Here is a 23,466-nt window from a genome sequence, read left to right on the forward strand (position 1 = left end):
TAGCTGTTTTGTAACCCTACAAAAAACAAAGCAAACGGAATTGCAGCTGCCGTATTAAAGACTGTGTAAATAACTAACAAGAAGTTCTCGAGAAAACCATTTTGTTATAAACGATTAATTAACATTTTAAAAAAAATGAAAAATGAATTTAGATAATTTGAATTTAGTTGAGCTTAATGCTCAGGAAATGCAGGAAACCGAAGGGGGATTTATCGCGTTTCTACTTGGTCTTGGATTAGGAATACTTATCTTGAAAACCATTGAATATTTATTAGAATAACATTTAAAAACTAAAAATTATGAATTTGAAAAAAATGAATTTAGTAGAGCTTAATGCTCAAGAAGTACAAGAAATTGAGGGTGGATTTTTATTGGAGTTGTTAGCAGGAGTTTTAGTAATCGGTCTAGTAAAACTTGCTTATTTACTTTTTGACTAATAACGAATTTAGCATAAACTTGCCCATTTAGATGTAATTAACTTTTAGCAATAAGTTTTGTCCGTTGAAATATTTTTGTCTTATGTGATAGAATAAAAATCACTCGAACACAAGATTTTAATAATAACATCTAAATGGGTTTTTATAAAAATAATTGAAATGAGAAATAGAATAATTTACTTTATAATCATGCTACCCGTTTTTTGCATATCACAAAAAAAATATTATAATTATAATCTATACGAGGGTAGAGGTTATCTTTTTACAATGAATCAAAGTAATGATTTGATGTTAAATTCTATACGTTACCTAGGAGGGAGTTTAAATGATCAGACATTATCAAAAAAACAAAAAAAAATATATTCAACCAGCTTACAATTATTTACTGGGATTATAGGCCAAGCGATTACCCACGAAGAAGGACATCGTTCTGTATTGTCAGAACTAGGGATTGGAAGTATAAGTGAGCCAATTGTAGATAAACATTTAGTTGCCAAAGTAACAGGAGTTTCTGATGAAACACTGATAAATTTACGTGATAATGATTTACCAAATTATATCCGATTACATACTGGAGGATTAGAATCAGATTATGCCTATTTGAAAAAAGCGGATGCCTATTTTAATTTTAATGAGGAAAGATATGCGGTATTATATCCTGATTATTTAATGAGAAAATTGGGCACTCAATTTTATTACTTAACCAATTTACTTTCAACAAAAGTAGGAATAAAAGAAAAAGACGATTCTGAACTGGATCGAGATATTGTGGGACATGATTTATATGGTATGATTCGACATTTGCATAGACCTACAATGGAGTTCTATCGCTATACAGAAAGGAATGATTTAACTGACGAAGAAAAATCGTATGCCAATCGGATGGGATATATGTCATTCCTTAATTTTATTAATCCAAACATCTGGAAAAATGGTAATTACAATCTATCAAATAATATAAAAGTAAATTATTCCGTAAATTATTCCTTGGCACCTTTTGGAGATTTTGTTGAGCAAAATGTCTATTTAACCATAAAAGAAAAATATAAAATCAATCCCTATTTTAGACAATATTTTAACAAAAGTTATACTTTCTTGGCAGGGGGAATCAATCTTCATAATTATGCTTTTCAAGATGATAAATTTTTATTAAATTCTTCTATTGACTTTTGGAAACAACCTAAAAATCTAGAATTCGAAAATAAAGAAAGTGAATTTGGTTTGGGTCTAAAATCGGAATTAGCTGTCCGTTTTTCCAGTTGGAATGACAACACAAAATCAGCTTATTTTAATATTGGAGCATCTTATAAATCTAAAGGCTTTATACCTGAAGCTCCTTCGCTTAGGGAAGACTTTAGAATTTATTTGGGATTTGTAATCGCTATAAAAGAATGAAAATACCGACTGCCCCGACAGGTCAACGATTATATTGCGCGGAATTACATTGCTAACCCACAAACTATATAAATTTTAAATTTCAACAAAAAAAATGAACCTAAGTTCAGACCCCATAAATACCCTCGAAAATGGTATCGCCAAAAACAAAATCAAGAGTATTTCTATTTACTTGGTGCTGATTATCGCTATGCTTATTTTTCTGGCACTATTACCTGTTATAAAAGTAGATATAAGCAGCCAAAGTCGTGGCATAGTGCGCTCTACTACAGATAACGTTCCGCTAAGCAGTTTAGTCAGTGGCAAAGTGACGTTTGTTAATCTAAAAAACAATAATCAAGTGCAAAAAGGCGATACACTTGTACAACTCACACAGGAAAACCTGGATACGGAGAAAGCTATCAATCAAGAGGTTTCTTCAACTCTTCAAGATCAAGTTCACGATTTGTCGCTTATAGTTTTAAGCAAAAGCAATACGCTGAAATTGGCGAATAATGACAATCAAGCATAAATCACTAATTTTTATACGTTTTTTACTAAAATCTTAATCCATTGGTTTTTAACTAATTAAAAATTACTAAATATGAAATCCAGAAAAACATATCGAAATTCACGGAATTCCGATAACAACTGTTTGTTTTGAACGTCGTCTTTACCCTAGTTTTGGCATCAGAAAATGAAACAAAATTTATTAGTAAGACGTTACTTGTGAAAGCAGAATCATTTTCTTTATTATAATCGGGCCGATTGTAGAGGGAATAATGCAGCTGTTGTGTGACCCTAAAAAAAACAGAGCAGAAGGTTTTTAGATAAAGCTAAGTTGTTCCTTAAAAAAAAACAAAGTAAAGGGAATTACATAACCCAAAATTAAATAATGTAAAATGTAGTTAATAGGAATTCTCGAGAAACTCCTTTTGTTAGAACAAGAAAATGTATAATTTAAAAAAATTAAAAATGAATTTAAATAATTTGAATTTAGTAGAGCTTAATGCTCAGGAAAAAAGAGAAATGGATGGAGGTAATCCTTATGTAATGTGGGTAGTTAGTTCTTTCGCAGGTTCTTTTCTTTATGGAGTATATGAAGATTGGGATGCTAACGTAGCGGCTTTTAATTCAGCATATGCAGCAGGTACAAGGTAGAACTTAATTTAAAAACAAAAAAAATGAATATTTCAGAGATAAATATTGTAGAATTACAAAAAAACGAATTGGAATTAATTACAGGTGGAGATAGTATAACTAGGGCTGTTTTCTCGTGGCTTGGCAGTATGGCAGCTGTTATAACTAATGCTATGGCATCTGATGCAGAACTTGGTGCAACTGGCCATATTTAAAACACTTTTATTAAAATTAATTTACATGAAATATAAAACAAAAAAAATAATTATGCTTTTTCTTTCTATTGTGATTGGTATTTTACTATATCGACTGTTAATTTTTTTAATGTATTATAGGTAAATTAATTTTTAAGTATTGAATTAAAATATTGAAAGCAGTGTAAATAAAATTGCACTGCTTTTTATGTACTTGATTTAGTGGTTAATAATATTGGTTTTTACCTTTTAACTTTATAAAATTATAACTTGAAACTAAACTTCAGTTCTGATCCTGCTCTACGAATTCTCCTGACTTAGTGGCAATAAATATTTTAGAAAATAATCAGCTCCTCAAACCAAATCCAACAAAATAACTTTATGAACTTCAGTTCAGATCCCATAAATACCCTCGAAAATCTTATCTCCAAAAACAAAACCAAGAGTATTTCCATTTACTTGGTACTGATTCTAGCTATTCTTATTTTTCTGGCACTATTACCTGTTATTAAAGTAGATATAAGCAGCCAGAGCCGTGGCATAGTACGTAGTACTACAGATAATGTTCCATTAACCAGTTTGGCCAATGGTAAAGTTACGTTTGTCCATCTCAAAAATAATGATGTAGTGCAAAAAGGCGATACACTTGTACAACTCACACAGGAAAACCTGGATACGGAGAAAGCCACCAATCAGGAAGTTTCTTCAACTGTTCAAGATCAGGTTTATGATTTGTCGCTTGTAATTTTAGGCAAAAGCAATATGCTGAAAACGCCTGCAATACAACAAGAGTGGTATAGCTATACCAGCAAGCAGAGTGAATTGCAAAGCAAAATTGCCCAAGCCAAAACAGCATACGATCGCAACAAGCAATTGTATGACAAAGGCGTGATTGCCAGAGCGGAATTCGAAAAATACAGTTTCGATTATACCTATGCCCAACAAGCGCTATCCGGATTGGAAAAAAACCACCGCAGCGTGTGGCAAAACAAAAAAAGAGAACTCGAAGAGCAACTCAAAAACCTAAACGGAACGCTACAGAAGATAAATGTTGAATCTAAGAATTATGTTATCACCGCTCCTTTATCGGGTACGATAGAAAATTTTTCGGGAATTCAAACTGGTTCATTCCTGAATGCCTCACAACCCATTGCCACTATTTCAGCAGTAGATCAATTGATTGTAGAAAGTACCGTTTCACCCAACGATATTGGAATGATACAGAAAAACCAAAAAGTAAAATTCCAAATTGATGCTTTCAATTACAACCAATGGGGATTACTGGAAGGACAAGTAATAGACATAGACCGCAATATTACCATTCAAGGAGAACAAGCATTTTTTAAAGTACGATGCGCTTTAAATACTACCGCGATGCAATTACAATCGGGTTATAAAACCCAAGTTTCTAAAGGAATGACGTTAACTACAAGATACATCATAACCCGAAGAAGTTTATTTGACTTATTGTTTGATAAAGTAGATGATTGGTTGAATCCGAAGCAACTAACCCCTTAACCTCAAAAGGGAAAATTCAATATACAAAACAATAATTTAATTCAGAGAAAGTCTTTTCTCTATCATCTCTTATCTATTTTCGTCTAATGGTCTCAATAAAAATAAAACAACATGATATTAAAGATTGTGGTGCTGCTTGTTTGGCATCTATTGGAAATCATTACAAAGTTAATCTCCCTATAGCAAGAATCCGTCAGTATGCCAATACTGACAAAAGAGGTACAAATGTACTGGGAATTATTGAAGCTGCCGAAAAAATGGGTTTTACCACCAAGGGCGTAAAAGGAGGCATGGATGCTCTTGATAAAATTCCGCTCCCAGCTATCGCTCATGTGGTAGTCAAAGAACAATTACATCATTATGTAGTAGTCTATAAAGTTGAAAAGTCAAAAGTCGAAAGCCAATCAAAGATTACTGCAATGGATCCCGCTTTTGGCAAAATGGAGACCTATACTTTTGAAGAGTTTCAGAAAATATGGACTGGTGTATTGATTCTTTTTGCACCGAATGATGATTTCAAGGAATACAACGAAAAAGTTACTCCGCTAAAACGCTTCTGGCATCTGGTGCAACCACATAAAACCATTTTGATTCAGGCTTTAGTTGGCGCAATCATTTTTACTGTTTTAGGATTGGCCATGTCTATTTATATCCAAAAAATAACAGATTATGTTTTGATTGAAGGTAATAGGAATTTACTGAATCTGTTGAGTGTTTCTATGGTAGTTATCATTCTACTGCAAGCCTACATCGGTTCTAAAAAGAGTGTTTTTATTATGAAAACGGGGCAATTGATTGATGCTAAATTAATTTTGGGATACTACAAACATTTACTGCATTTGCCACAACGTTTTTTTGATACGATGCAAGTGGGAGAAATCACATCGCGGATTGGCGATGCCGTAAAAATTAGATCATTTATCAATGAAGTGGCGATTGATATGATTGTCAATATCTTCATTGTGATTTTTTCCTTCACGTTGATGTTTACATACTATTGGAAATTAGCTTTAGTTATTCTGCTGGTAATTCCGTTTTATGGAGCTATTTATTTTATTTTAAATAAGTTCAATAAAAAAGTGGAGCGAAACATCATGGAAAATGCTGCCGAACTGCAAACACAATTGGTCGAAAGTATTACCCATGTTCGTACAGTAAAAGAATTTGGAATCGAAGAATTTTCTAATTTAAAAACCGAAAATAAATTTGTAAAACTATTGTTCACTACCTATAAATCAGGTTTAAATGGTATTTTCGCTGGAACTTCCACACAGTTTCTAGCTTCTATTTTTACGGTTGTTTTAATGTGGATTGGTTCGGGTTATGTTATTGACAGAGCCATTACTCCAGGGGAATTATTTTCTTTTTATGCTTTGATAGGCTACTTTACTTCGCCTGTTGCTTCCTTGATTGGGATGAATAAAACCGCCCAAAATGCATTGATAGCAGCCGACAGGCTTTTTGAGATAATGGATTTAGAACGGGAAGAAACAGAAAACAAGATTGAATTGCAAAAAGAAAATATCGGTGACATAAAATTTGAAAACGTTTCGTTTCGCTACGGTTCTCGAACCGAAGTCTTCAAAAACTTCAATGCCGTTTTCAAAAAAAATGAAACCACTGCCATTGTTGGCGAAAGCGGAAGCGGTAAAACTACACTGATTTCATTGTTGCAAAATTTATATCCCATAAAAGAAGGGAAAATTTACATTGGGGATTATGACTCTCAATTCATACATTACCAAAGTTTACGTAATTGCATTGGTGTCATCCCACAACAACTCAATCTGTTTTCGGGAAATATTATTGAAAATATCGCTTTGGGTGATTCATTTCCCAATATTCAACGCATTTTAGATTTATCCAAACAATTGGGAATTACAGAATTTGTTGAAAAACTACCTAACGGTTTTGAAACCCAAATTGGTGAAAACGGAGCCATGCTTTCCGGAGGACAAAAACAACGAATTGCTATTGCAAGAGCCTTATACAAAAATCCGGAAGTTTTATTGATGGATGAAGCTACATCCTCTTTGGACACAAATTCAGAAAGAATTGTAAAAGAAGTTATCGATAATTTTAAATTACAGGGAAAAACTGTAATCGTTATCGCACACCGATTAAGTACCATTGCTAACGCAAATACTATTTTAGTAATGGAAAACGGAACAATTGTTGAGTCAGGAAATCATACCGATTTATTAGAACAAAAAGGTAAATATCATGATTTATGGAACAAACAAGGATTGGTCTAATCCTAAAAAATGACTACAAAACAATCCGCTCATAACAAAAAGAGCCTCGCAATAGCGTGGCTCTTTAAAATATATAGAATAACATTATTATCCGTTCAAAGCTTCAGCTCCACCAACGATCTCTAGGATCTCATTAGTAATAGAGGCCTGACGTGCTTTATTGTAAGTCAATTTCAATTGATTTCTTAATTCAGTTGCATTATCCGTTGCTTTGTGCATAGCGGTCATACGAGCGCCATGTTCAGATGCAAACGAATCACGAATACCTTTGTATAACTGTGTTTTCAACGATTTTGGAATCAAAGTCAATACAATTTCTTCTTTTGAAGGTTCAAAAATATAATCTCCTGTTGAAACTGTCGTATCCGATTTAATAGATGCAAGTGGCAAAAACTGTTCTGTTTGTACAATTTGTGTCGCTGCATTTTTAAACTGATTGTAAATCAATTCAATTTTGTCATATTCACCTGAAACAAATTTCTGAGTTAACATATCCGAAATTAAAGCCACATTATCAAAAGTCAAATTATCAAAAATAGCACTTTGATTGTCAACTACTGAAAGTGTTTTGCTTAAAACATCGTTTCCTTTTTTTCCTATTGCAAAAATATCGACTTGTTTACCTGCGTAAAATGCAGCACGGTTTTTAGCTTCTTTAATAGCATTCGTATTAAAAGCACCTGCCAAACCTCTGTTTGAAGTTACAACAACAAGTAACACTTTCTTCACTTCACGTTGTGTGGTAAATTCTCCTCCTATATCACCATCAAGTGTAGCAGAAAGATTCTGCAATAGTTCCGTTAATTTTTCGGCATAAGGGCGCATCGCAGTGATTGCATCTTGTGCTTTCTTTAGCTTTGCTGCAGAAACCATTTTCATCGCCGATGTAATTTGCATCGTAGATGAAACGGAAGTAATTCTATTACGGATTTCCTTTAAATTTGCCATTTTATTTATTGTCGATTGTAAAAATTGTAAAATGTATAATGTAAAAAGCGTCTTTCGATACTATTTACATTATACAATATACATTTCTTAGTTATATTTTGCTGATAATTCTTTTGCTACAGTTTCGATTACATCTGTAATTTCGTCTGTTAACTTTCCTGCTTTCAAAGCATCAAGAGTCGCTCTGTGTTTGTTGTTCAAGAATTCTAAGAAATCTTTCTCAAATTCTCTTACTTTATTCACAGGAACATTTCTCAATAAATTTTTAGAACCAGCATAGATAATCGCAACTTGATCTTCAACTGTATAAGGATCGTTCAAACCTTGTTTCAAGATCTCAACGTTTCTTCTTCCTTTTTCAATTACATTTAAAGTAACAGCATCTAAATCAGAACCAAATTTAGCAAACGCTTCCAATTCACGGAATTGTGCTTGATCCAGTTTCAAAGTACCTGCTACTTTTTTCATTGATTTAATTTGTGCATTTCCTCCAACACGAGATACCGAGATACCTACGTTAATTGCCGGACGAACCCCAGAGTTAAACAAATCTCCATCAAGAAAAATTTGACCATCTGTAATCGAAATTACGTTTGTTGGGATATAAGCAGAAACGTCACCAGCTTGAGTTTCAATAATTGGTAAAGCAGTCAATGAACCACCACCTTTTACAATTGATTTCAATGAATCTGGTAAATCGTTCATGTTTTTAGCAATTCCATCATCTGCAATTACTTTACAAGCACGTTCTAATAATCTACTGTGAAGGTAGAAAACGTCTCCAGGATATGCCTCACGTCCCGGTGGTCTTCTTAATAAAAGAGAAACCTCACGATACGCAACAGCTTGTTTAGATAAATCATCATAAACAATTAAAGCCGGGCGACCTGAATCTCTAAAATACTCTCCAATTGCAGCACCTGCGAAAGGAGCATAAACTTGCATCGGAGCTGGATCAGAAGCATTAGCAGCAACAATAATGGTATATGCCATTGCGCCTTTTTCTTCTAACATTTTAGCAATTCCTGCTACAGTTGACGCTTTTTGTCCAATTGCAACATATATACAGAATACTGGTTTCCCAGCATCATAAAATTCTTTTTGATTTAAGATAGTATCGATACAAACAGTTGATTTACCTGTTTGACGGTCACCAATAACTAGCTCACGTTGTCCACGACCAACTGGAATCATAGCATCTACTGCTTTAATACCTGTTTGTAATGGCTCAGTAACTGGTTGACGGAAGATAACTCCAGGAGCTTTTCTTTCCAAAGGCATCTCGTATAAATCTCCACCAATTGGTCCTTTTCCATCAATTGGAAAACCAAGAGTGTTTACTACACGACCTACCATTTGTTCTCCTACTTTAAGAGAGGCAATACGTTGTGTTCTTTTAGCAGTTGAACCTTCTTTGATTCCTGTTGATGGTCCTAAAAGTACCACCCCTACATTGTCTTCTTCAAGATTTAAAACAATAGCTTCTAATCCATTGTCAAATTCAACTAACTCTCCATATTGAACATTAGAAAGCCCGTAAACACGAGCAATACCATCTCCAACTTGAAGTACTGTTCCTACTTCTTCTAGTGTAGCACCAGATTCAAAACCTTCTACTTGCTTTCTTAATATTGCTGAAATTTCAGCAGGTTTGATTTCCGCCATCTTAATTTATAATTTAGACACTTAAATGTGCAATAAAACTAATTACTTAACTCTCTTTTTAATACTTGTAATCTGTTGGCTACTGAAGCGTTGTATTGCTTGTCGCCTATTCTTAGAATAAATCCTCCAATAATTGAAGCATCTACTATATTTTCTATTGTAATTTTTTTATCAGAAAGTGTTGCGATTTTAGCTAAAACTTTAGCTTCTAAAGCTGCATCCATAGGAACAGCTGTTGTAACTTTCGCTACTTCAACACCATTCATAACATCAGATAATTTACTGTATTCTTCGGCAATTGCTTCAAGAATTTCGAATCTTTTGTTTTCAAATAACAAATGAAATAATCCTTTAGTAACTGCATCAATACCAGCAAAAACTTCTAAAAGTGCTTTTTCTTTAACCTCAACTTTTAACGTTGGATTTTGAATAAAAGTGCTTAATTCCAAGTTTCCGTTGATTGTTGAAGCAATCAATTTCATATCGTTATTCACAACTTCGGCAACACCTTTTGAGGTTGCTAAATCTAAAATTGCTGTTGCATAACGAATTGCTGCTCTTGTACTTGCCATAATTAGTTCAGTTTTACGTCACCTAACATTTTCTCAACTAATTTAGTTTGAGCTTCTTTGTTAGACAATTCGTCTTTCAATAATTTTTCTGCAATACTCAATGACAAAGTAGAAACTTGTAATTTCAATTCAGCCATAGCTGCATTTTTTTCACCTTCGATTGCTAATTTAGCTTGTTCGATCATTTTCAGACCTTGAGCTTGCGCTTCATTTTTAGCATCAGCAACCATTTTCTCTTTCATTTCACGAGCATCTTTAAGCATATTGTCACGCTCTAATCTTGCTTCTTGTAAAATACGTTGATTGTCAGCTTGAAGATTTTGCATTTCTTTTCTTGCGTTTTCAGCAGAAAGTAATGCATTTTTGATTCCTTCTTCTCTATCATTAACTGCATCAAGAATTGGTTTCCAAGCGAATTTTTTCAATAAGAATATTAATCCAACAAATATTAATACTTGCCAAACGAACAAACCTAACTCAAACTGATTTATTAACTTATCCATTATATATAATTATAAATTTTAAATTATGATTTTTTTATTGCTCATAAAAAAGCAATTTGTAATGTTTTAATTTTAAAAACAATAGTTACAACCAACCGTTGCAACTATTGTTTTTTTTTGTTTTAATTAAGATGCGAATAACGCAGCGAAACCAATACCTTCAATAAGTGCAGCTGCGATAAGCATAGCTGTTTGGATTTTTCCTGAAGCTTCTGGTTGACGAGCAATAGCATCCATTGCTGAACCACCAATTCTACCAATACCTAAACCTGCTCCGATTACAATTAACCCTGCTCCTACAATAGTTGGAATTTGCATAATATATATATTAAAAATTAAACATTCAATTTATTAATGAGCTTCCTCATGATGATGTTCCTCTACCGCTGAACCAAAGTACAAAGCAGATAACATGGTAAAAATATAAGCTTGTAAAAAAGCTACTAATATTTCAAGAATAGAAAGTACAAAAGACAATCCAAACGATAAACTACTTCCTAACCAACTTTTAAAAATAAACATTAAACCAATAATACTCATTAATACAATATGTCCTGCAAAAATATTTGCGTACAAACGTATCATCAATGAAAAAGGTTTGATAAAAATCCCCAATAATTCAATAGGCGCTAAAACGATTCGCATTACTTTAGGCACACCTGGCATCCAAAAAATGTGTCCCCAGTAATTTTTATTAGCCGTAAGGTTAGTGATCAAAAATGTTAAGATAGCCAATGAAAAAGTAACGGTTAAATTCCCAGTTACATTGATTCCAAATGGCATTAAACCAAATATATTTAAAAATAAAACAAAGAAAAATATAGTCAATAAATAACTCATGTATTTCTTGTAGTGCTTTTCGCCAATGTTTGGAATAGCAATTTCGTCCCGGATATATAAGACAACCGGTTCAAATATTCTTCCCACTCCAGAAGCGATTCCTTTATTTTTAGCATAGGACTTTGCCAAGCCAGCAAATATTAAAAACATTAATAATGAAGCAATCATTATAGACAAAACTGTTTTTGTTATAGAAAAATCTATCGGACGAACATTAGTAGGGAAACCTGTTTTTTCGTCTTCAGTTATTGTACCCGAAGCATCCGTTTTGTATATTTTACCGTCGTGGTGGTTTATTTTGTAGTAATTTCCATTTGATTCTGCCACAGCCTCACCGTGTTCAAATTTAGCCGAAGAGAAAAATTGAATTCCATTATCCCAAAGAATTACAGGTAAAGAAAAACCGTAATGTTTTCCTTCAACTTCATCTGAAAAAAAAGTAAAATCATGGGAATCTAAAACGTGATGGCCTATAAATGCTTTAATTTTAGATTTTACATCTGTTGGTTCAGCATGAGCACCTTCTGATGCTTCATGAGCAACTTCGGTTTTTACTTTTACAGTATCCTGTTCAGGATTTGCAAAACTAATTAAAGGAAGACACGCTACTAATGTCGCTATTATAAATCTAAGTGGTTTGTTTGAAATCACCATAACAGTTAAATATCTTAATTTATTACGTTTCTAAAATTTGGTGCAAATGTACATTTTTTATTAATATTCAAAAGCATATAAAAAATTTATTTTTCGGGCATTCTGCGTATAAAACTCCCTGTTTATTGATTTTTGTTTAAAATTCGTATAGTAAGTATAGTTTCCATTGCTAAAAAGAGAATAAACATCGCGAAAAAATTCTTTTTCTCTATGCTTCCATTATGTCCTGACGCTTGCAATACAGGCCTTAAAATCAAATAACAAACAACCATTTTAATACTTGTGCTCAATAGAAATGACATTCCAACATTGTCAAAACTTTGTTCTTTTACTTTCAATAAAACGACAAGGACTATTACAGACAAAACTGAAAATAATAAATAAAGCTCTTCTATCGAATAATGAAACGCTGTATCATCTATATTAAAACTGTAAAAAATAATTTTATGTAGTATATAAGCTACTACTATCAGCAATGCTAAATTTATAAGCGGTTTGTAATTTTTTAAATTCATCAGATTGTATTTTAACGAAAGTCAAAAAAACTTAGGGTATTTTATAGGTTTTAGTATTGTTTTTATTGGAATTTATTCTGATTTGTTGATTTCCTTTACTTGTCGTATAACATTATATAAGGCTAATGCGACTCCAACCATCACTAAAATTTTATTGTAATACACTTTGGCACTGGGATGATTTTCGTCTAACCAGTTTCCAAGAAAGGAAAACAGAAAGATAATCGCCCCCATTTGAATTGGGATATTTATCAGCGCAAGCCATTTGCTAGCATGTTTTTTGTTGGGTTTGTTGTCCATCATTTGGCATTAGATTCTTTATATTTGTTTTCATAGTACACGAAGCACTAAAATCAGCACCTGGCTCTACTGCTAATTTTCCACAGACTACTTCTCCATGAATACTTGATTTTGATTTTACATTCAGGATTTCTTCAACTTGAATCTTACCATCAAATCTTCCTTCAATATCCGCATTTTTACATATAATATCACCGATAACACTTCCTACCGGTCCAATCACTATTTTGCCGCTGGATTGAAAATTACCAATTAATTCGCCATCCAATCTAAAATCAGCTTGAGAAATAATATCTCCTTTTATCGTAGTCCCTTCAACAATTCTGTTGGTTTTTCCAAGAAAATCCGTATATGATTTTGGCTTTTTGTCAAACATGGTTATTGATTTTTAGGTGCTAAATACGCATCAAGATTCTTCTTAATCTGAATCACTTTGTAATTTTCATTAGAAACCACAATAGCAGGTTCATCGACTCTATATTTCTTATCTTCTTTTAATGCTTTAACAATAGCGTTTGCATAAACTTCTGAGTTCATACCGTGAATGGCGATGAAATTTTCCTTTTCGGTATAAACATCATAAGAAAAAGTTAGATTTTGAAAGTTTTCAGCAGTATTGAATTTCTTGATTTTATCTTCAATCGCTTTTGTATTTTTATCTTCTCGACTTCCAACTTTATAAAGAATTTTCCAATTTTTTGTATCGGTAGTATTAAAGTTCATTTGTTCTAAAAACGGAATCTGAGTCGTCACTATTTCTCGTGCATTCTTCCCTTCTTCACTATTAGGATAATTATCCGCAACATATTGTAAGGCCTTTTTATAAGCTGCTAATCCCCTCAATTTCCCAATAGCGTTTGCTTTAAGCAGTTCGAATTTAGACACAATTTCATCGCCTGAAAACTGATTAATCAAAGCGTCTGATTTTTCTAACACAACCAAAAATTGCTCTTCTCTATATAGTTTGTACCATTTATCATATTCACTTTCCGGCGTTTCATTGGCCAAAGCCTCGTTCGGATTTGTATTGTTTATAATTTGCGCATAACGAGAAGACGGATATTGAGCAGAAATTCTTTTTCTCATATCTTCTGCTTTGCTTGCATCTGTAATTTGGTAAATTTTAAACAAGTTGTACATTGAAGGTAGCACTAGTTTTTCTTCCGGATTATTCTTTAACAATTGTTCTAATTTACTGCTGGCCAAATCGTATTCCTTGAATTTTTCTTTATAAACAACACCCAGTTGGTAATAGACGAAATTACGTTCTTTCACAATGCTATCCAGTTCTGTTTTAGATGTTGGAAGTTGTTTCAAATAATAATCAGTTGTATATTCCTGTTTTGTTTTTTCTACTGCCAAAGCATTTTCTGCGGTTGGTATTTTTCCATTTATGGTATCGTTTTCTTTTAAATCAGTTTTGCCTGAAGACAATCTCCAATTCCCACCTAAAGAACGTTCTCCCCATGTTTTTTTAAATTGCACTTTTCCAAAAGCGACGGTCGTAGGATTATAAAAATAGAAAACACTTGCTTGATTCATACTGGCATCTGCCATTGACGGTGGTGCCAATGATGCTTTTTTTGCTTTCGGTAAATCTTGTGCTGAAACTATTGGATCAATCGTGCTTGGTTTAGCATTTCTTGCTATTGTTTCCTGTCTGTCTTTTTCTTTTTCTTCTGAAATTTTCTTGATTTCATCCGAATTTTTTAATTTATCAATATAATTTTCAAAATATAAAACTCTATCTGTTTCCGATAAAGACGCAACATGAATGATACTGTCATTTCTTTTGGCAATAGCTTCGTATTCTATAACCTCGTCTAAATTTTTTCTGTTTTTTTGAATCAAAAGATACTCTCTGGTTTTAGTATCCAGCTTTACGAGTGTACTGTCGTAATAGTTTGCCGCAATTGGATATTCTGCATTTTTGAAATACATATTTCCTAAATTTCGGTAATTGGAAGCAACCAAATATTGGTCTGTCGTTGCTTTTTTTAGAGAAGTGTTGTAGTACTTTAAGGCTTGTTTCTGGTTGTTATTTTTATCGTGAAACACCCCCATCTGATAGTAAATTACATCTAAAAAAGGTCGGTTTTCTCTATCAGCAATAAGCGTTCTAAATGTTTTTGAAAAATCCGTCGTATCTCCTTTTTCATAATCAAACAGTTGTGCTTTCTTGGCTTGAGCCTGAATAACATATTCTCTTGCCGCTTTCCTTTTCATGTCAATAACCGACTGATAACTGTATATTGCACTGTCTTTCTTTCCTAATTCTTCATACAATTGTCCTCGTATAAAACGATATCTGGCTTTTTCAGCTTTTACTTTTGTGTATTCTTCGGCAATTTTTAATTTGGCCACAGCACTGTCCTTTTCCTCCAGATTCAGGAAAGCTTCTGATAAAAGTGCATTCGCATTAGCGACAACCTGATTGCTTAGTTTTTGTTCTTCCAAAAGTTTGGTAATGTTCTTAACTACCAAGGCATCATTGCCTAAACGCATATTGGTTTTTTCGCGCCAAATTTTGGCTTCGTAAATATTGCTGCTGTTGGGATATTTGTATAAAATATAATTGAAAGCGTCTAATGCAGGAACAAACCGTTGATCGTAATAGCGAGATTTACCAAGTAGCAAATACGCTTCATCAATCTGGCTGTTTTTTTCTCTTCCGCCAATGTTCATGGAATGTTTCTGAATTGCCTTTGTAGCCTTGGTTTCCGCTAATTCAAAATCAGCATTTTTGGGTTTTTCACTTACAATGAAATCCTCTTTGATCTGCATTTTTTCGATAGGCAAACGCTTCCAAAAGTCATCCTTACTATTTGCTTTTATGCCTACCACACCTTTGTCTAATCCTATTTGACCGTTGTATAGAATATTGTATTTCGTGCTTAAGGCATGCGATTTTCTAGCCAAAAAAGTATCCTTCTTGGTAGAACATGCTATCAAAAATAACAAAAATCCTATAGAAATTAGTTGCCTAAATGTGTTGGTTTTCAATGGTAAACGTCTTTTATCAATTAACTTTTAAAAATACCTTTTAGTATACTGACTTGTAAAAATACGTTTCTTTTTGATATCGTGGAAATTATTAGGTTTCTTTTTGATTCAGCGCTTCGCGTGAGGGAGTGCAGCGGAAATCCTTTTTTATTCTTTTTTAAGAATAAAAAAGATTGAGAGCGAAAAGCCCGACCCGAAATTTTTATTTCCGGGTCACGCCCAAATTAAATTTTAAACTGCAAAAAACAGTTCTAACTCCTGCAACGTCTCTCTGGACGTTTGAATATCTTTTACAATTTCGCCTTTATTTAGTGCTACGATTCTATCACAAACCTCGACAGTGTGCATTAAATCGTGACTGGAAACCAATACAGTAACATTAGGGTTTTCGGCAAGTTCTTTGATTATTTTTTTTAATCTGTTAACCGTTGTCGGGTCTAAATTAGCAAAGGGTTCGTCTAGGATGACCACCTCGGGATTTCCTATAAGCGTGGCAATAATTCCCACTTTCTTTTGGTTTCCTTTTGATAAATCGCGCAAATATTTTTTATTTTTAAGGATTTCTCCATTAAAAAACTCTTCATGTTTCGCTAACAAAGCATCAATATCGGCTTTGTTTTGACCGCGTAAATCACCTATGAAATAAAAGTATTCTTCGGGCGTTAAGTAGCCAATTAGAAAACTTTCGTCCAGAAAAGAGGCGGTGAACGGTTTCCAGTTTTCGCTGGTGTTTACCTGAACGTCATTATTGATGATGTTTCCCGTTGAAGGTTGGATTAAATCCAATAATAAACTGAAAAAAGTAGTTTTTCCGGCCCCGTTGTTACCTACTAATCCAAAACTTTGTCCTTTTGGAATCTCAAGCGTTTCAATGTTTAGAACTGTGGTTCCGTTATATGTTTTTGAAAGGTTGTTTACTTGTATCATTTTAAAAAAGTTTAATCGGTTATTTGTTGATTTGGTTAATCGCTTTATGAAAATTGACTGTTAACTCTTTTGCTTGTAGGCATCAATGGTTTTATATTTTTCGGTTTTATACACCTTTTCGATTAAAGAGAAAACTTTGTCTCTCAAAGCAAAACCTACTAGTCCGGCAATAGCGACCATGGCTAATCCTAAATTGGGATTCATTATTTTAGAACCAATCCAATAAAGTCCTAAAGGCAACAACAATTTTGGCAGCGAAATCAACATAGTATTTATATTAAATGCCTTTTTATCTCCAAAAGCTCCTTTGCTGGAATCTAAATCTATTGGCGTTTTTGTATAAGCACCGGCAAGAAGCACTAAATGCGAGTTGACTCCAATATTATAAATCGCGCCCACAACAATGGTAAGGTACACTTGCCATCCAAAATACAAATAAAACGAAGCCAATAGTGTCGAAACAACCGTGGCGATAACAATCAGCCACCATTTTGAACTCAAATATCCTTTGTAAGGAATGTTTTGTGTCATCATTAATTGATAATAAGAGCTGTCCCAACTGGGTACAAATTGACCGAAAGTGAATAAAAAACCTCCTGAAACAAAAATTCCTGCGAAAATGTGCATGATGGGATTATTGTAAGCTTCGATTTTATTGGTAAAAAATAGAAAACCGTAGAATAAAAACACCACACTCATGATCACTGTGGTTTTTGACCGTTTATTTCTTTTAATTAATTTGATGTCATTTTTTAAAAATGTTCCTAAAGTCCCAAATTGGTTTAACCAAGTCAAATCCTCGGTTTTGGCGATTTTATTTTTGGTGGAAAGACCCGCATCTAGGTATAAATTGTTTTCGAAATAATGAAAAGTAACATAATACAATCCCATTAAAGCCAAAACCGGAAAAAGAAACATCCATTTTGTGTGAAATAATCCGTCAAAAAATAAAGTAGTATAATTAGTAATGTCAAAAAACTTATAATACTGACAACCTCCCAGAATCATAATAATCCCAACGAAAATAGCAAACAAGTTGTCTTTGTTGTTCAATAAAATATTCAAAAAATTATTGATGTAAATCAAGGAAACCATTGCCAAATGCCAAAGTATCACACTGACTACATCATACCCTTCTATAATCAAAACAACCGTAAACGGAATAAAGAAAAAAGCATGGACAAAATTAAAAAAGGACAAGACCGTTTTCCCTAAAGAGAAATGTACAATTGTTGGTTTTTTTATTGGTAAGGTCAATAGTGGCCTGATGTTCATCACAGGAATAGCCTGCAATAAAAGACGAATTATCAGATCCATCAAAAAGTAATAAATCAGAAATTTATTTACAGTTACCAATGGATCAAGATGCATTTTTTTAAGAATATAAAATGCTCCAATTCCTAACGCCAGGAAAGCGACAGAAAAATAAGCAATAAGAAAGAACATTAAAATCTTTAATCCCAAATTAGTTGCGAAAGAGGCCGATCTTGTAAAAGCCTTCCATTCGAGATAAATAAAACGTTTAAACATAATAAAGTGGTTTGGTTTTACAGTAAGTAGCGGAAATAAGAAAAATGTTACGTTGCTTCAAATTTATATTCCGGATAAGTGGCTCGTAAGTACTCTTCTGCCTTGGATGGGATAATTTTGAAGATGATGAAAATCAGTAGGACAAGAAGGACAAAAAAGAAACTTAAACCTAATATCCAAAAGTCATTTCCAATATACTTTTCAGTAGAATTAAAAATTTGAATAAACATATTAAAGGAGAAAATAATGACTCCAGAAAAACTTCCGTATTGATTTATGATTTCTTCAAATAACCATCTTTTTTGTTTTGCTTGCTTTTTTTCTTTTCTAAATTTATTGTTTTTGAAAATTTCGTAAAATGTAAACAGAATCAAAATGAGGTAAAGCCCCATGACAATCCATTCACTATACTGACTTATTTTTAGAATGCTAAACAATACCAGCGTCATCGCAATTGTCAATACAATCTTAGGGACTCCAAAAAAATCTTTGAAATGGTACCAAACCAAACCGTTATATTTTTTACCCAAAACCGCCTGTCGTTTTTCTACCACATCCATAAAACCAAAAACACCAAATTTCTTAAATTCCTTGTTTAAGACTTCGTCAAAAGTGAGCTTGGGATTTTCTTGCCATTCCGCTTCGATGGCATTCGCCAAATGATCCACTAATTCCGATTGCAAGTCATACCATTCCACATAATGCTGACGGGTGAACGTGAAAAGTTGGTCTATTTGTTCCTTGGAAAGTTTCATGATTTAGAAAAAGATAGTTTTTTCTCGAATTGAAAGTGTTTGTATGCTAATCGCAAACAAAAAATAGAATTAAGAAACAAAAATGAGAGCATCGAAACAAAAAACAATCGCGTTCCAAAATCCCAAATAGTAAATTTCATCGGTAGAACACCTAATCCATAGAACAGCAAAAAAAACATATAAACAGGTGTGCTTTTATTAAAAATAAAACCGAAGGTCGTTTTTATTTTAGAATTCCAAATCATTATTTTGGCTAAAACAATTAAAAATGACGTTAGTAGGCTAATCGTTTTTAAAAATTGTGTAAAAATCGTATAATCATATTTTTCAAAATTTGTTTTGAAAAATAATGTGAAAATTAATGCTGGAAATATTATTATTAAAAGCACTTTTAATTGTTGACGCTTTGTAATTGAAACCCATTTATCTAAAACTATTTTGGGCACAGAATTCATGAGGCCAACCCAAGAAGAAGAACTTGGCCTTAATTCTGGTTTCCATTTCTCAAAAACTTCTTTGAAGATAACTTCAAATGAAATTTCCTCATTACTAATTTTCTCCTCAATTTCTGAAGCAATGTGGTCTAATAATTCTAATTTGACATCTTGATAAACAAGACCGTTTAAAACTAGTGTTTCTTCTATTTGGGCAATTTGTTGGTTGGTTAATTTCATGTTTAAAAAATTAAAATTCTAATTTTGGATTTACTAAACTCTGCATGTTTCTGATAAAGTCTTCCAATTCTGAAAGTCTATTTACCGTTTCAGTAGTTCCTTTCTCCGTCAGTTTGTAATATTTACGCATACGGTTGTCCACTTTTTCTATCTCTACATCCAGTAAACCTTCTGCTTCCAGTTTATGCAAGGCAGGATATAAAGCCCCTTCGGTAATATTGAGTTCACCTTGAGTGATAGACTTTACTTTCTGAGTAATTTCATAACCGTACATCTTGCCGTTTTCCTCCAGCAATTTCATGATTATGGTATTCAAACTTCCTTTGTATAATTGTGAATTTTTCATTTGCCTTTTCATTTTGAATAACAAATATACATAAGATTCTTATACATAACTAAATTAGGTATTAAAATTTCAAAATTTATCACTTTTAGAAAACGTATCGGTTTCCTATCTTTGTAAAAAAATAATCACATGTCTTCATTCCTGAAACTCATTATAAAAGAAGTAAAACGTGAAACTGCAACAGCAGTTTCAATACTTTTCAACGTACCCGAAGAATTAAAACCCAATTATGCATTTATTGCAGGTCAATACGTAAATTTAAGATTAACACTTGACGGAAAAGAAATTCGTCGTGCCTATTCTATATGTTCATCCCCGGAAAGCGGGGATTTACGAATTGCCGTTAAAGCGGTAAAAAATGGTGCTTTTTCTCAATTTGCCAATACAAAACTAAAAGCAGGCGACGTTCTGGAAGTAGGAAAACCAGAAGGGAAATTCACATTTGATCCTCAAGCGGACCGACAAAAAAACTATGTTGCATTTGTGGCCGGAAGCGGAATTACACCTGTACTATCCATTCTAAAATCGGTTTTGAAAAATGAACCTAAAAGCTCTTTTGTATTGGTTTACGGAAATAAATCTCCCGAAGAAACTATTTTTTACCAAGAATTACACGATTTGCAATTACAATATGTAGGTCGCTTTTTTGTGCATTATGTTTTTAGTCAAGCTAAAGCAGAAAACGTATTATTTGGTCGAATAGAAAAATCTGCAGTGAATTTCGTGTTGAATAACAAACACAAGGAACTGGAATTTGATAAGTTCTATTTGTGTGGTCCAGAAGAAATGATTAATCTGGTAAGTAATATTTTAAAAGAAAAAAACGTAAAAGAATCAGCAATAAAATTTGAGCTTTTTACTACTTCTTCGAATGAAAATGTGATAAAAGAAAATCTGGAAGGACATTCAAAAATCACCGTTATGGTGGATGATGAAGAAACGACTTTCGAAATGTCACAAAAACAAACTATCCTTGAAGCCGCTTTAAAACAAGGTCTTGATGCTCCCTATTCTTGTCAAGGCGGAATATGCAGCAGTTGTCTGGCTCGTGTTACTTCAGGAACTGCCGAAATGACCAAAAACTCTATTCTTACTGATAAAGAAATCTCCGATGGATTAATTCTTACCTGTCAGGCACATCCAACGTCAGCTGCAATAACAGTAGATTACGATGACGTTTAATAAAGTGTTCCGTTTGCAGTAAAATGAACTTATATTTTCTTTAGTAACTTATATGGTCCAGAATACTGCAATTGAATCAATTAAACTAAAAAAAAAAGTTTGCACATCGCAAACTCTTTTTTTTGTAACTAAATGATAACAAACTAACAACTAGCAATTCTCTGGTACTCGTCTGCGACGAGTGTCTACTTAAATTAAGAGACAAATTATACCGTTTGCATCGGATAGCTAAAACAAGGGTGTAGCTTTTAGACAAGTGTATGGCTGTTTTTATAATAGAGTTTCTTAAAATCAATATATTTGCAAAAATGTCTGAGAAATATAAAGTTACAAATAATACAGTACCTACTTTTATTTCCATAACGGTTGTCGACTGAGTAGAATCAATTTATAATAGCCGCGTTGTAAACTCGTTATTTCGTTCACATAAATGTCATTAGGAACTCGTTGCAAACGAGCACCAGTTCAACTTGCCGCTATTTATCTGTTAAACGATAAACTGCGACTGAAAACTGAAAAATATTCTAGCGTTAAATTATACAGCAGTAATGAAAGTTGCAATCATTCCTTTACTATTAAGAACAGCATCAATTGTATCGGCTAAGTTTTTTTTAGAAAGGGTAGTCAAGATCAAGTAAAATAAATAAGAAGTGAAAAAGGTTAAAAATGCAGAAGCAAGCTGGACTTTTTGTCCCGAATGTCAGGGACGCGGCAAAAAAAGTCGAGGGCTCAGCATGAAAGCGCGACGCCAATACATGATAGCATTCGATGAATTTGAAAAAACGAATGGCGAAGGGACGAAACCAGTTCATCCTAGAGGCCACCTATACACCTGCTTGAATTGTAACGGCTCCGGATTGCTTCCTTCTGCTAATCCTCCAATAGCAGATAAAGAAAAGTACCCACACCTTGCTATAATTGGTGGTGGGATAGGCGGTGCGGCATTAGCCGTGGCTTGTTTGCATCGCGGAATTCCTTTTACCCTTTATGAGCGCGACAGTAACTTTGATGCTCGATCTCAGGGCTATGGACTCACTTTGCAGCAAGCCAGTAAAGCAATCGAGGGATTGGGAATTTTCTCGTTAGAAGAAGGGGTGATTTCAACAAGACATGTGGTTCATACTACAGACGGAAAAGTGATTGGGGAATGGGGTATCAGAAAATGGATGCAGACTGATGAAAAAACGTATACGAAACGTACAAATGTGCATATCGCACGGCAGTCTCTGCGCTTAGCTTTACTCGAGCAACTCGGCGGACATGATGCGGTACAGTGGGGACACCAGTTAGTAGATATTAAGAAATGCGAGGGTGAAGGTGTTGATCTTACGTTTGAAGTAAACGGGGAGATTCAGCGTTGCAAGGCGGATCTTGTGGTTGGATCCGATGGTATTCGTAGTTCGGTTAGGAGGTTACTGATTGGTGCCGATAGTAACCCTTTACGTTATCTCGGTTGCATTGTGATATTGGGCATTTGTCCTTTGAGCGCTCTCAACGGACTGAATAATTCTTTGCTGGACTCAGCAACTGTATTTCAAACCGCCAATGGCAATGAACGGATTTACATAATGCCTTATACGTCAGACTCAGTGATGTGGCAACTTAGCTTCCAAATGCCAGAAAATGAGGCTAAGGCGTTAAGTGCTCTAGGACCTCAAGCACTCAAGGAAGAAGCGTGTCGTAGAACTCAGTGGCACGATCCCATTCCTCAGATTTTAGCGGCGACCCTGGAAGCGCAAATTTCTGGCTATCCCGTGTATGACCGAGAATTACTCCAATCAGAATTATTGGAGAAAGGCGAACAAGTGACCCTGATTGGAGACGCGGCTCACCCAATGAGTCCATTCAAAGGACAGGGGGCAAATCAAGCACTGCTGGATGCGCTCATGTTAGCTCGGGGAATCTCGAAAGGATGTAACTCTTTATCTCAATGGCGAGAAGCTGGAATAAGAAAAAGTGTATTAACTGAGTTTGAATCCGAAATGTTAGAACGCTCGGCTTCTAAAGTGAAAGATTCCGCAGCAGCCGCACAGTTCCTACATTCCGAAATTGTGCTTCATCAGGGTGATGAGCCGAGAGGACGGTGTCTAAAGAAAAAAGACGCATAAACATAACTTAACTAGTTGGTTTCAAC

General features: G+C 33.8%; 25 protein-coding genes. 10 read left to right on the plus strand and 15 right to left on the minus strand.

Annotated features, from left to right (window positions below; genetic code table 11):
- Positions 1–142 precede the first annotated feature (142 nt).
- From ACFX5F_RS13750 to ACFX5F_RS13785, 8 genes are all read left to right on the plus strand, one after another.
- Positions 143–280, plus strand: a complete 138-nt coding sequence (locus tag ACFX5F_RS13750) for a class IIb bacteriocin, lactobin A/cerein 7B family (RefSeq protein WP_379852583.1) — start codon at positions 143–145, stop codon at positions 278–280.
- Positions 281–299: 19 nt separating this feature from the next.
- Entirely contained in the window at positions 300–437 is a 138-nt protein-coding gene (locus ACFX5F_RS13755; RefSeq protein WP_379852584.1) for a class IIb bacteriocin, lactobin A/cerein 7B family, read from the plus strand.
- A gap of 159 nt (positions 438–596) precedes the next feature.
- Positions 597–1,832, plus strand: coding sequence for a hypothetical protein (locus tag ACFX5F_RS13760; protein WP_379852585.1), 1,236 nt, complete (start codon positions 597–599; stop codon positions 1,830–1,832).
- 94 nt (positions 1,833–1,926) lie between these two features.
- Positions 1,927–2,343, plus strand: a complete 417-nt coding sequence (locus ACFX5F_RS13765) for an HlyD family secretion protein (RefSeq protein WP_379852586.1) — start codon at positions 1,927–1,929, stop codon at positions 2,341–2,343.
- A gap of 458 nt (positions 2,344–2,801) precedes the next feature.
- Positions 2,802–2,972 (plus strand): hypothetical protein, encoded by a 171-nt coding sequence (locus ACFX5F_RS13770; RefSeq protein WP_379852587.1) that lies wholly within the window; start codon positions 2,802–2,804, stop codon positions 2,970–2,972.
- Between the two features lie 23 nt (positions 2,973–2,995).
- The gene (locus ACFX5F_RS13775; RefSeq protein ID WP_379852589.1) at positions 2,996–3,166 is read left to right on the plus strand and encodes a hypothetical protein; all 171 of its coding nucleotides are present in this window, start codon (positions 2,996–2,998) and stop codon (positions 3,164–3,166) included.
- Between the two features lie 360 nt (positions 3,167–3,526).
- Entirely contained in the window at positions 3,527–4,663 is a 1,137-nt protein-coding gene (locus ACFX5F_RS13780; protein WP_379852590.1) for an HlyD family secretion protein, read from the plus strand.
- A gap of 86 nt (positions 4,664–4,749) precedes the next feature.
- Positions 4,750–6,918, plus strand: a complete 2,169-nt coding sequence (locus ACFX5F_RS13785) for a peptidase domain-containing ABC transporter (protein WP_379852591.1) — start codon at positions 4,750–4,752, stop codon at positions 6,916–6,918.
- A gap of 87 nt (positions 6,919–7,005) precedes the next feature.
- Here the strand turns inward: ACFX5F_RS13785 and atpG are convergent, their stop codons facing one another.
- From atpG to ACFX5F_RS13860, 15 genes are all read right to left on the minus strand, one after another.
- Positions 7,006–7,866: an ATP synthase F1 subunit gamma gene (gene atpG, locus ACFX5F_RS13790; RefSeq protein ID WP_379852592.1), complete on the minus strand. Its 861-nt coding sequence runs from the start codon at positions 7,864–7,866 to the stop codon at positions 7,006–7,008.
- 87 nt (positions 7,867–7,953) lie between these two features.
- Complete coding sequence (gene atpA / locus ACFX5F_RS13795; protein ID WP_379852593.1) at positions 7,954–9,531, minus strand: F0F1 ATP synthase subunit alpha; 1,578 nt, start codon at positions 9,529–9,531, stop codon at positions 7,954–7,956.
- A gap of 38 nt (positions 9,532–9,569) precedes the next feature.
- Positions 9,570–10,103, minus strand: coding sequence for an ATP synthase F1 subunit delta (gene atpH / locus ACFX5F_RS13800; protein WP_379852594.1), 534 nt, complete (start codon positions 10,101–10,103; stop codon positions 9,570–9,572).
- Between the two features lie 2 nt (positions 10,104–10,105).
- The gene (locus tag ACFX5F_RS13805) at positions 10,106–10,606 is read right to left on the minus strand and encodes a F0F1 ATP synthase subunit B (protein ID WP_379852595.1); all 501 of its coding nucleotides are present in this window, start codon (positions 10,604–10,606) and stop codon (positions 10,106–10,108) included.
- A 126-nt stretch (positions 10,607–10,732) separates the two neighbouring features.
- A complete protein-coding gene (gene atpE, locus ACFX5F_RS13810; protein WP_007136870.1) occupies positions 10,733–10,924 on the minus strand; it encodes an ATP synthase F0 subunit C in 192 nt (63 codons plus the stop codon).
- A 33-nt stretch (positions 10,925–10,957) separates the two neighbouring features.
- Positions 10,958–12,100 carry a F0F1 ATP synthase subunit A gene (gene atpB, locus ACFX5F_RS13815; protein ID WP_379852596.1) on the minus strand — a complete coding sequence of 381 codons (1,143 nt, stop codon included), beginning with the start codon at positions 12,098–12,100 and terminating at the stop codon, positions 10,958–10,960.
- A 122-nt stretch (positions 12,101–12,222) separates the two neighbouring features.
- A complete protein-coding gene (locus ACFX5F_RS13820; protein WP_379852597.1) occupies positions 12,223–12,615 on the minus strand; it encodes a hypothetical protein in 393 nt (130 codons plus the stop codon).
- 72 nt (positions 12,616–12,687) lie between these two features.
- A complete protein-coding gene (locus tag ACFX5F_RS13825; protein WP_379852670.1) occupies positions 12,688–12,915 on the minus strand; it encodes an AtpZ/AtpI family protein in 228 nt (75 codons plus the stop codon).
- Positions 12,884–13,291 (minus strand): bactofilin family protein, encoded by a 408-nt coding sequence (locus ACFX5F_RS13830; RefSeq protein WP_379852598.1) that lies wholly within the window; start codon positions 13,289–13,291, stop codon positions 12,884–12,886. Before ACFX5F_RS13830 ends, ACFX5F_RS13825 begins: the two co-directional genes overlap by 32 nt.
- A gap of 2 nt (positions 13,292–13,293) precedes the next feature.
- Positions 13,294–15,918 carry a type IX secretion system periplasmic lipoprotein PorW/SprE gene (porW, locus tag ACFX5F_RS13835; protein ID WP_489753082.1) on the minus strand — a complete coding sequence of 875 codons (2,625 nt, stop codon included), beginning with the start codon at positions 15,916–15,918 and terminating at the stop codon, positions 13,294–13,296.
- 231 nt (positions 15,919–16,149) lie between these two features.
- Complete coding sequence (locus tag ACFX5F_RS13840) at positions 16,150–16,845, minus strand: ABC transporter ATP-binding protein (RefSeq protein WP_073209421.1); 696 nt, start codon at positions 16,843–16,845, stop codon at positions 16,150–16,152.
- Positions 16,846–16,905: 60 nt separating this feature from the next.
- Positions 16,906–18,375, minus strand: a complete 1,470-nt coding sequence (locus ACFX5F_RS13845) for a DUF5687 family protein (protein WP_379852600.1) — start codon at positions 18,373–18,375, stop codon at positions 16,906–16,908.
- A gap of 47 nt (positions 18,376–18,422) precedes the next feature.
- Positions 18,423–19,130: a hypothetical protein gene (locus ACFX5F_RS13850; RefSeq protein ID WP_379852601.1), complete on the minus strand. Its 708-nt coding sequence runs from the start codon at positions 19,128–19,130 to the stop codon at positions 18,423–18,425.
- Positions 19,127–19,804: a hypothetical protein gene (locus ACFX5F_RS13855; RefSeq protein ID WP_379852602.1), complete on the minus strand. Its 678-nt coding sequence runs from the start codon at positions 19,802–19,804 to the stop codon at positions 19,127–19,129. The genes ACFX5F_RS13850 and ACFX5F_RS13855 overlap by 4 nt, the downstream gene beginning before the upstream one ends.
- Before the next feature lie 10 nt (positions 19,805–19,814).
- Entirely contained in the window at positions 19,815–20,150 is a 336-nt protein-coding gene (locus ACFX5F_RS13860) for a PadR family transcriptional regulator (protein ID WP_379852603.1), read from the minus strand.
- A 129-nt stretch (positions 20,151–20,279) separates the two neighbouring features.
- Here ACFX5F_RS13860 and ACFX5F_RS13865 point away from each other — a divergent pair, with 129 nt between their 5' ends.
- Together ACFX5F_RS13865 and ACFX5F_RS13870 are read left to right on the plus strand one after the other, a co-directional pair.
- Positions 20,280–21,332, plus strand: a complete 1,053-nt coding sequence (locus ACFX5F_RS13865) for a 2Fe-2S iron-sulfur cluster-binding protein (protein ID WP_379852604.1) — start codon at positions 20,280–20,282, stop codon at positions 21,330–21,332.
- 650 nt (positions 21,333–21,982) lie between these two features.
- Positions 21,983–23,440, plus strand: a complete 1,458-nt coding sequence (locus tag ACFX5F_RS13870) for an FAD-dependent oxidoreductase (protein WP_379852605.1) — start codon at positions 21,983–21,985, stop codon at positions 23,438–23,440.
- The last annotated feature ends 26 nt before the right edge of the window (positions 23,441–23,466 follow it).

It is taken from the genome of Flavobacterium zhoui (assembly GCF_042787235.1).
GTDB classification, from domain to species: Bacteria; Bacteroidota; Bacteroidia; order Flavobacteriales; family Flavobacteriaceae; genus Flavobacterium; species Flavobacterium zhoui.

Bases quoted from the DNA above. Each gene is read 5' to 3' on its own strand.
- ACFX5F_RS13750 (WP_379852583.1), top strand. From the start codon at position 143: ATGAATTTAGATAATTTGAATTTAGTTGAGCTTAATGCTCAGGAAATG.
- ACFX5F_RS13755 (WP_379852584.1), top strand. From the start codon at position 300: ATGAATTTGAAAAAAATGAATTTAGTAGAGCTTAATGCTCAAGAAGTA.
- ACFX5F_RS13760 (WP_379852585.1), top strand. From the start codon at position 597: ATGAGAAATAGAATAATTTACTTTATAATCATGCTACCCGTTTTTTGC.
- ACFX5F_RS13765 (WP_379852586.1), top strand. From the start codon at position 1,927: ATGAACCTAAGTTCAGACCCCATAAATACCCTCGAAAATGGTATCGCC.
- ACFX5F_RS13775 (WP_379852589.1), top strand. From the start codon at position 2,996: ATGAATATTTCAGAGATAAATATTGTAGAATTACAAAAAAACGAATTG.
- ACFX5F_RS13780 (WP_379852590.1), top strand. From the start codon at position 3,527: ATGAACTTCAGTTCAGATCCCATAAATACCCTCGAAAATCTTATCTCC.
- ACFX5F_RS13785 (WP_379852591.1), top strand. From the start codon at position 4,750: ATGGTCTCAATAAAAATAAAACAACATGATATTAAAGATTGTGGTGCT.
- atpG (WP_379852592.1), bottom strand. From the start codon at position 7,866: ATGGCAAATTTAAAGGAAATCCGTAATAGAATTACTTCCGTTTCATCT.
- atpA (WP_379852593.1), bottom strand. From the start codon at position 9,531: ATGGCGGAAATCAAACCTGCTGAAATTTCAGCAATATTAAGAAAGCAA.
- atpH (WP_379852594.1), bottom strand. From the start codon at position 10,103: ATGGCAAGTACAAGAGCAGCAATTCGTTATGCAACAGCAATTTTAGAT.
- ACFX5F_RS13805 (WP_379852595.1), bottom strand. From the start codon at position 10,606: ATGGATAAGTTAATAAATCAGTTTGAGTTAGGTTTGTTCGTTTGGCAA.
- atpE (WP_007136870.1), bottom strand. From the start codon at position 10,924: ATGCAAATTCCAACTATTGTAGGAGCAGGGTTAATTGTAATCGGAGCA.
- atpB (WP_379852596.1), bottom strand. From the start codon at position 12,100: ATGGTGATTTCAAACAAACCACTTAGATTTATAATAGCGACATTAGTA.
- ACFX5F_RS13820 (WP_379852597.1), bottom strand. From the start codon at position 12,615: ATGAATTTAAAAAATTACAAACCGCTTATAAATTTAGCATTGCTGATA.
- ACFX5F_RS13825 (WP_379852670.1), bottom strand. From the start codon at position 12,915: ATGGACAACAAACCCAACAAAAAACATGCTAGCAAATGGCTTGCGCTG.
- ACFX5F_RS13830 (WP_379852598.1), bottom strand. From the start codon at position 13,291: ATGTTTGACAAAAAGCCAAAATCATATACGGATTTTCTTGGAAAAACC.
- ACFX5F_RS13840 (WP_073209421.1), bottom strand. From the start codon at position 16,845: ATGATACAAGTAAACAACCTTTCAAAAACATATAACGGAACCACAGTT.
- ACFX5F_RS13845 (WP_379852600.1), bottom strand. From the start codon at position 18,375: ATGTTTAAACGTTTTATTTATCTCGAATGGAAGGCTTTTACAAGATCG.
- ACFX5F_RS13850 (WP_379852601.1), bottom strand. From the start codon at position 19,130: ATGAAACTTTCCAAGGAACAAATAGACCAACTTTTCACGTTCACCCGT.
- ACFX5F_RS13855 (WP_379852602.1), bottom strand. From the start codon at position 19,804: ATGAAATTAACCAACCAACAAATTGCCCAAATAGAAGAAACACTAGTT.
- ACFX5F_RS13860 (WP_379852603.1), bottom strand. From the start codon at position 20,150: ATGAAAAATTCACAATTATACAAAGGAAGTTTGAATACCATAATCATG.
- ACFX5F_RS13865 (WP_379852604.1), top strand. From the start codon at position 20,280: ATGTCTTCATTCCTGAAACTCATTATAAAAGAAGTAAAACGTGAAACT.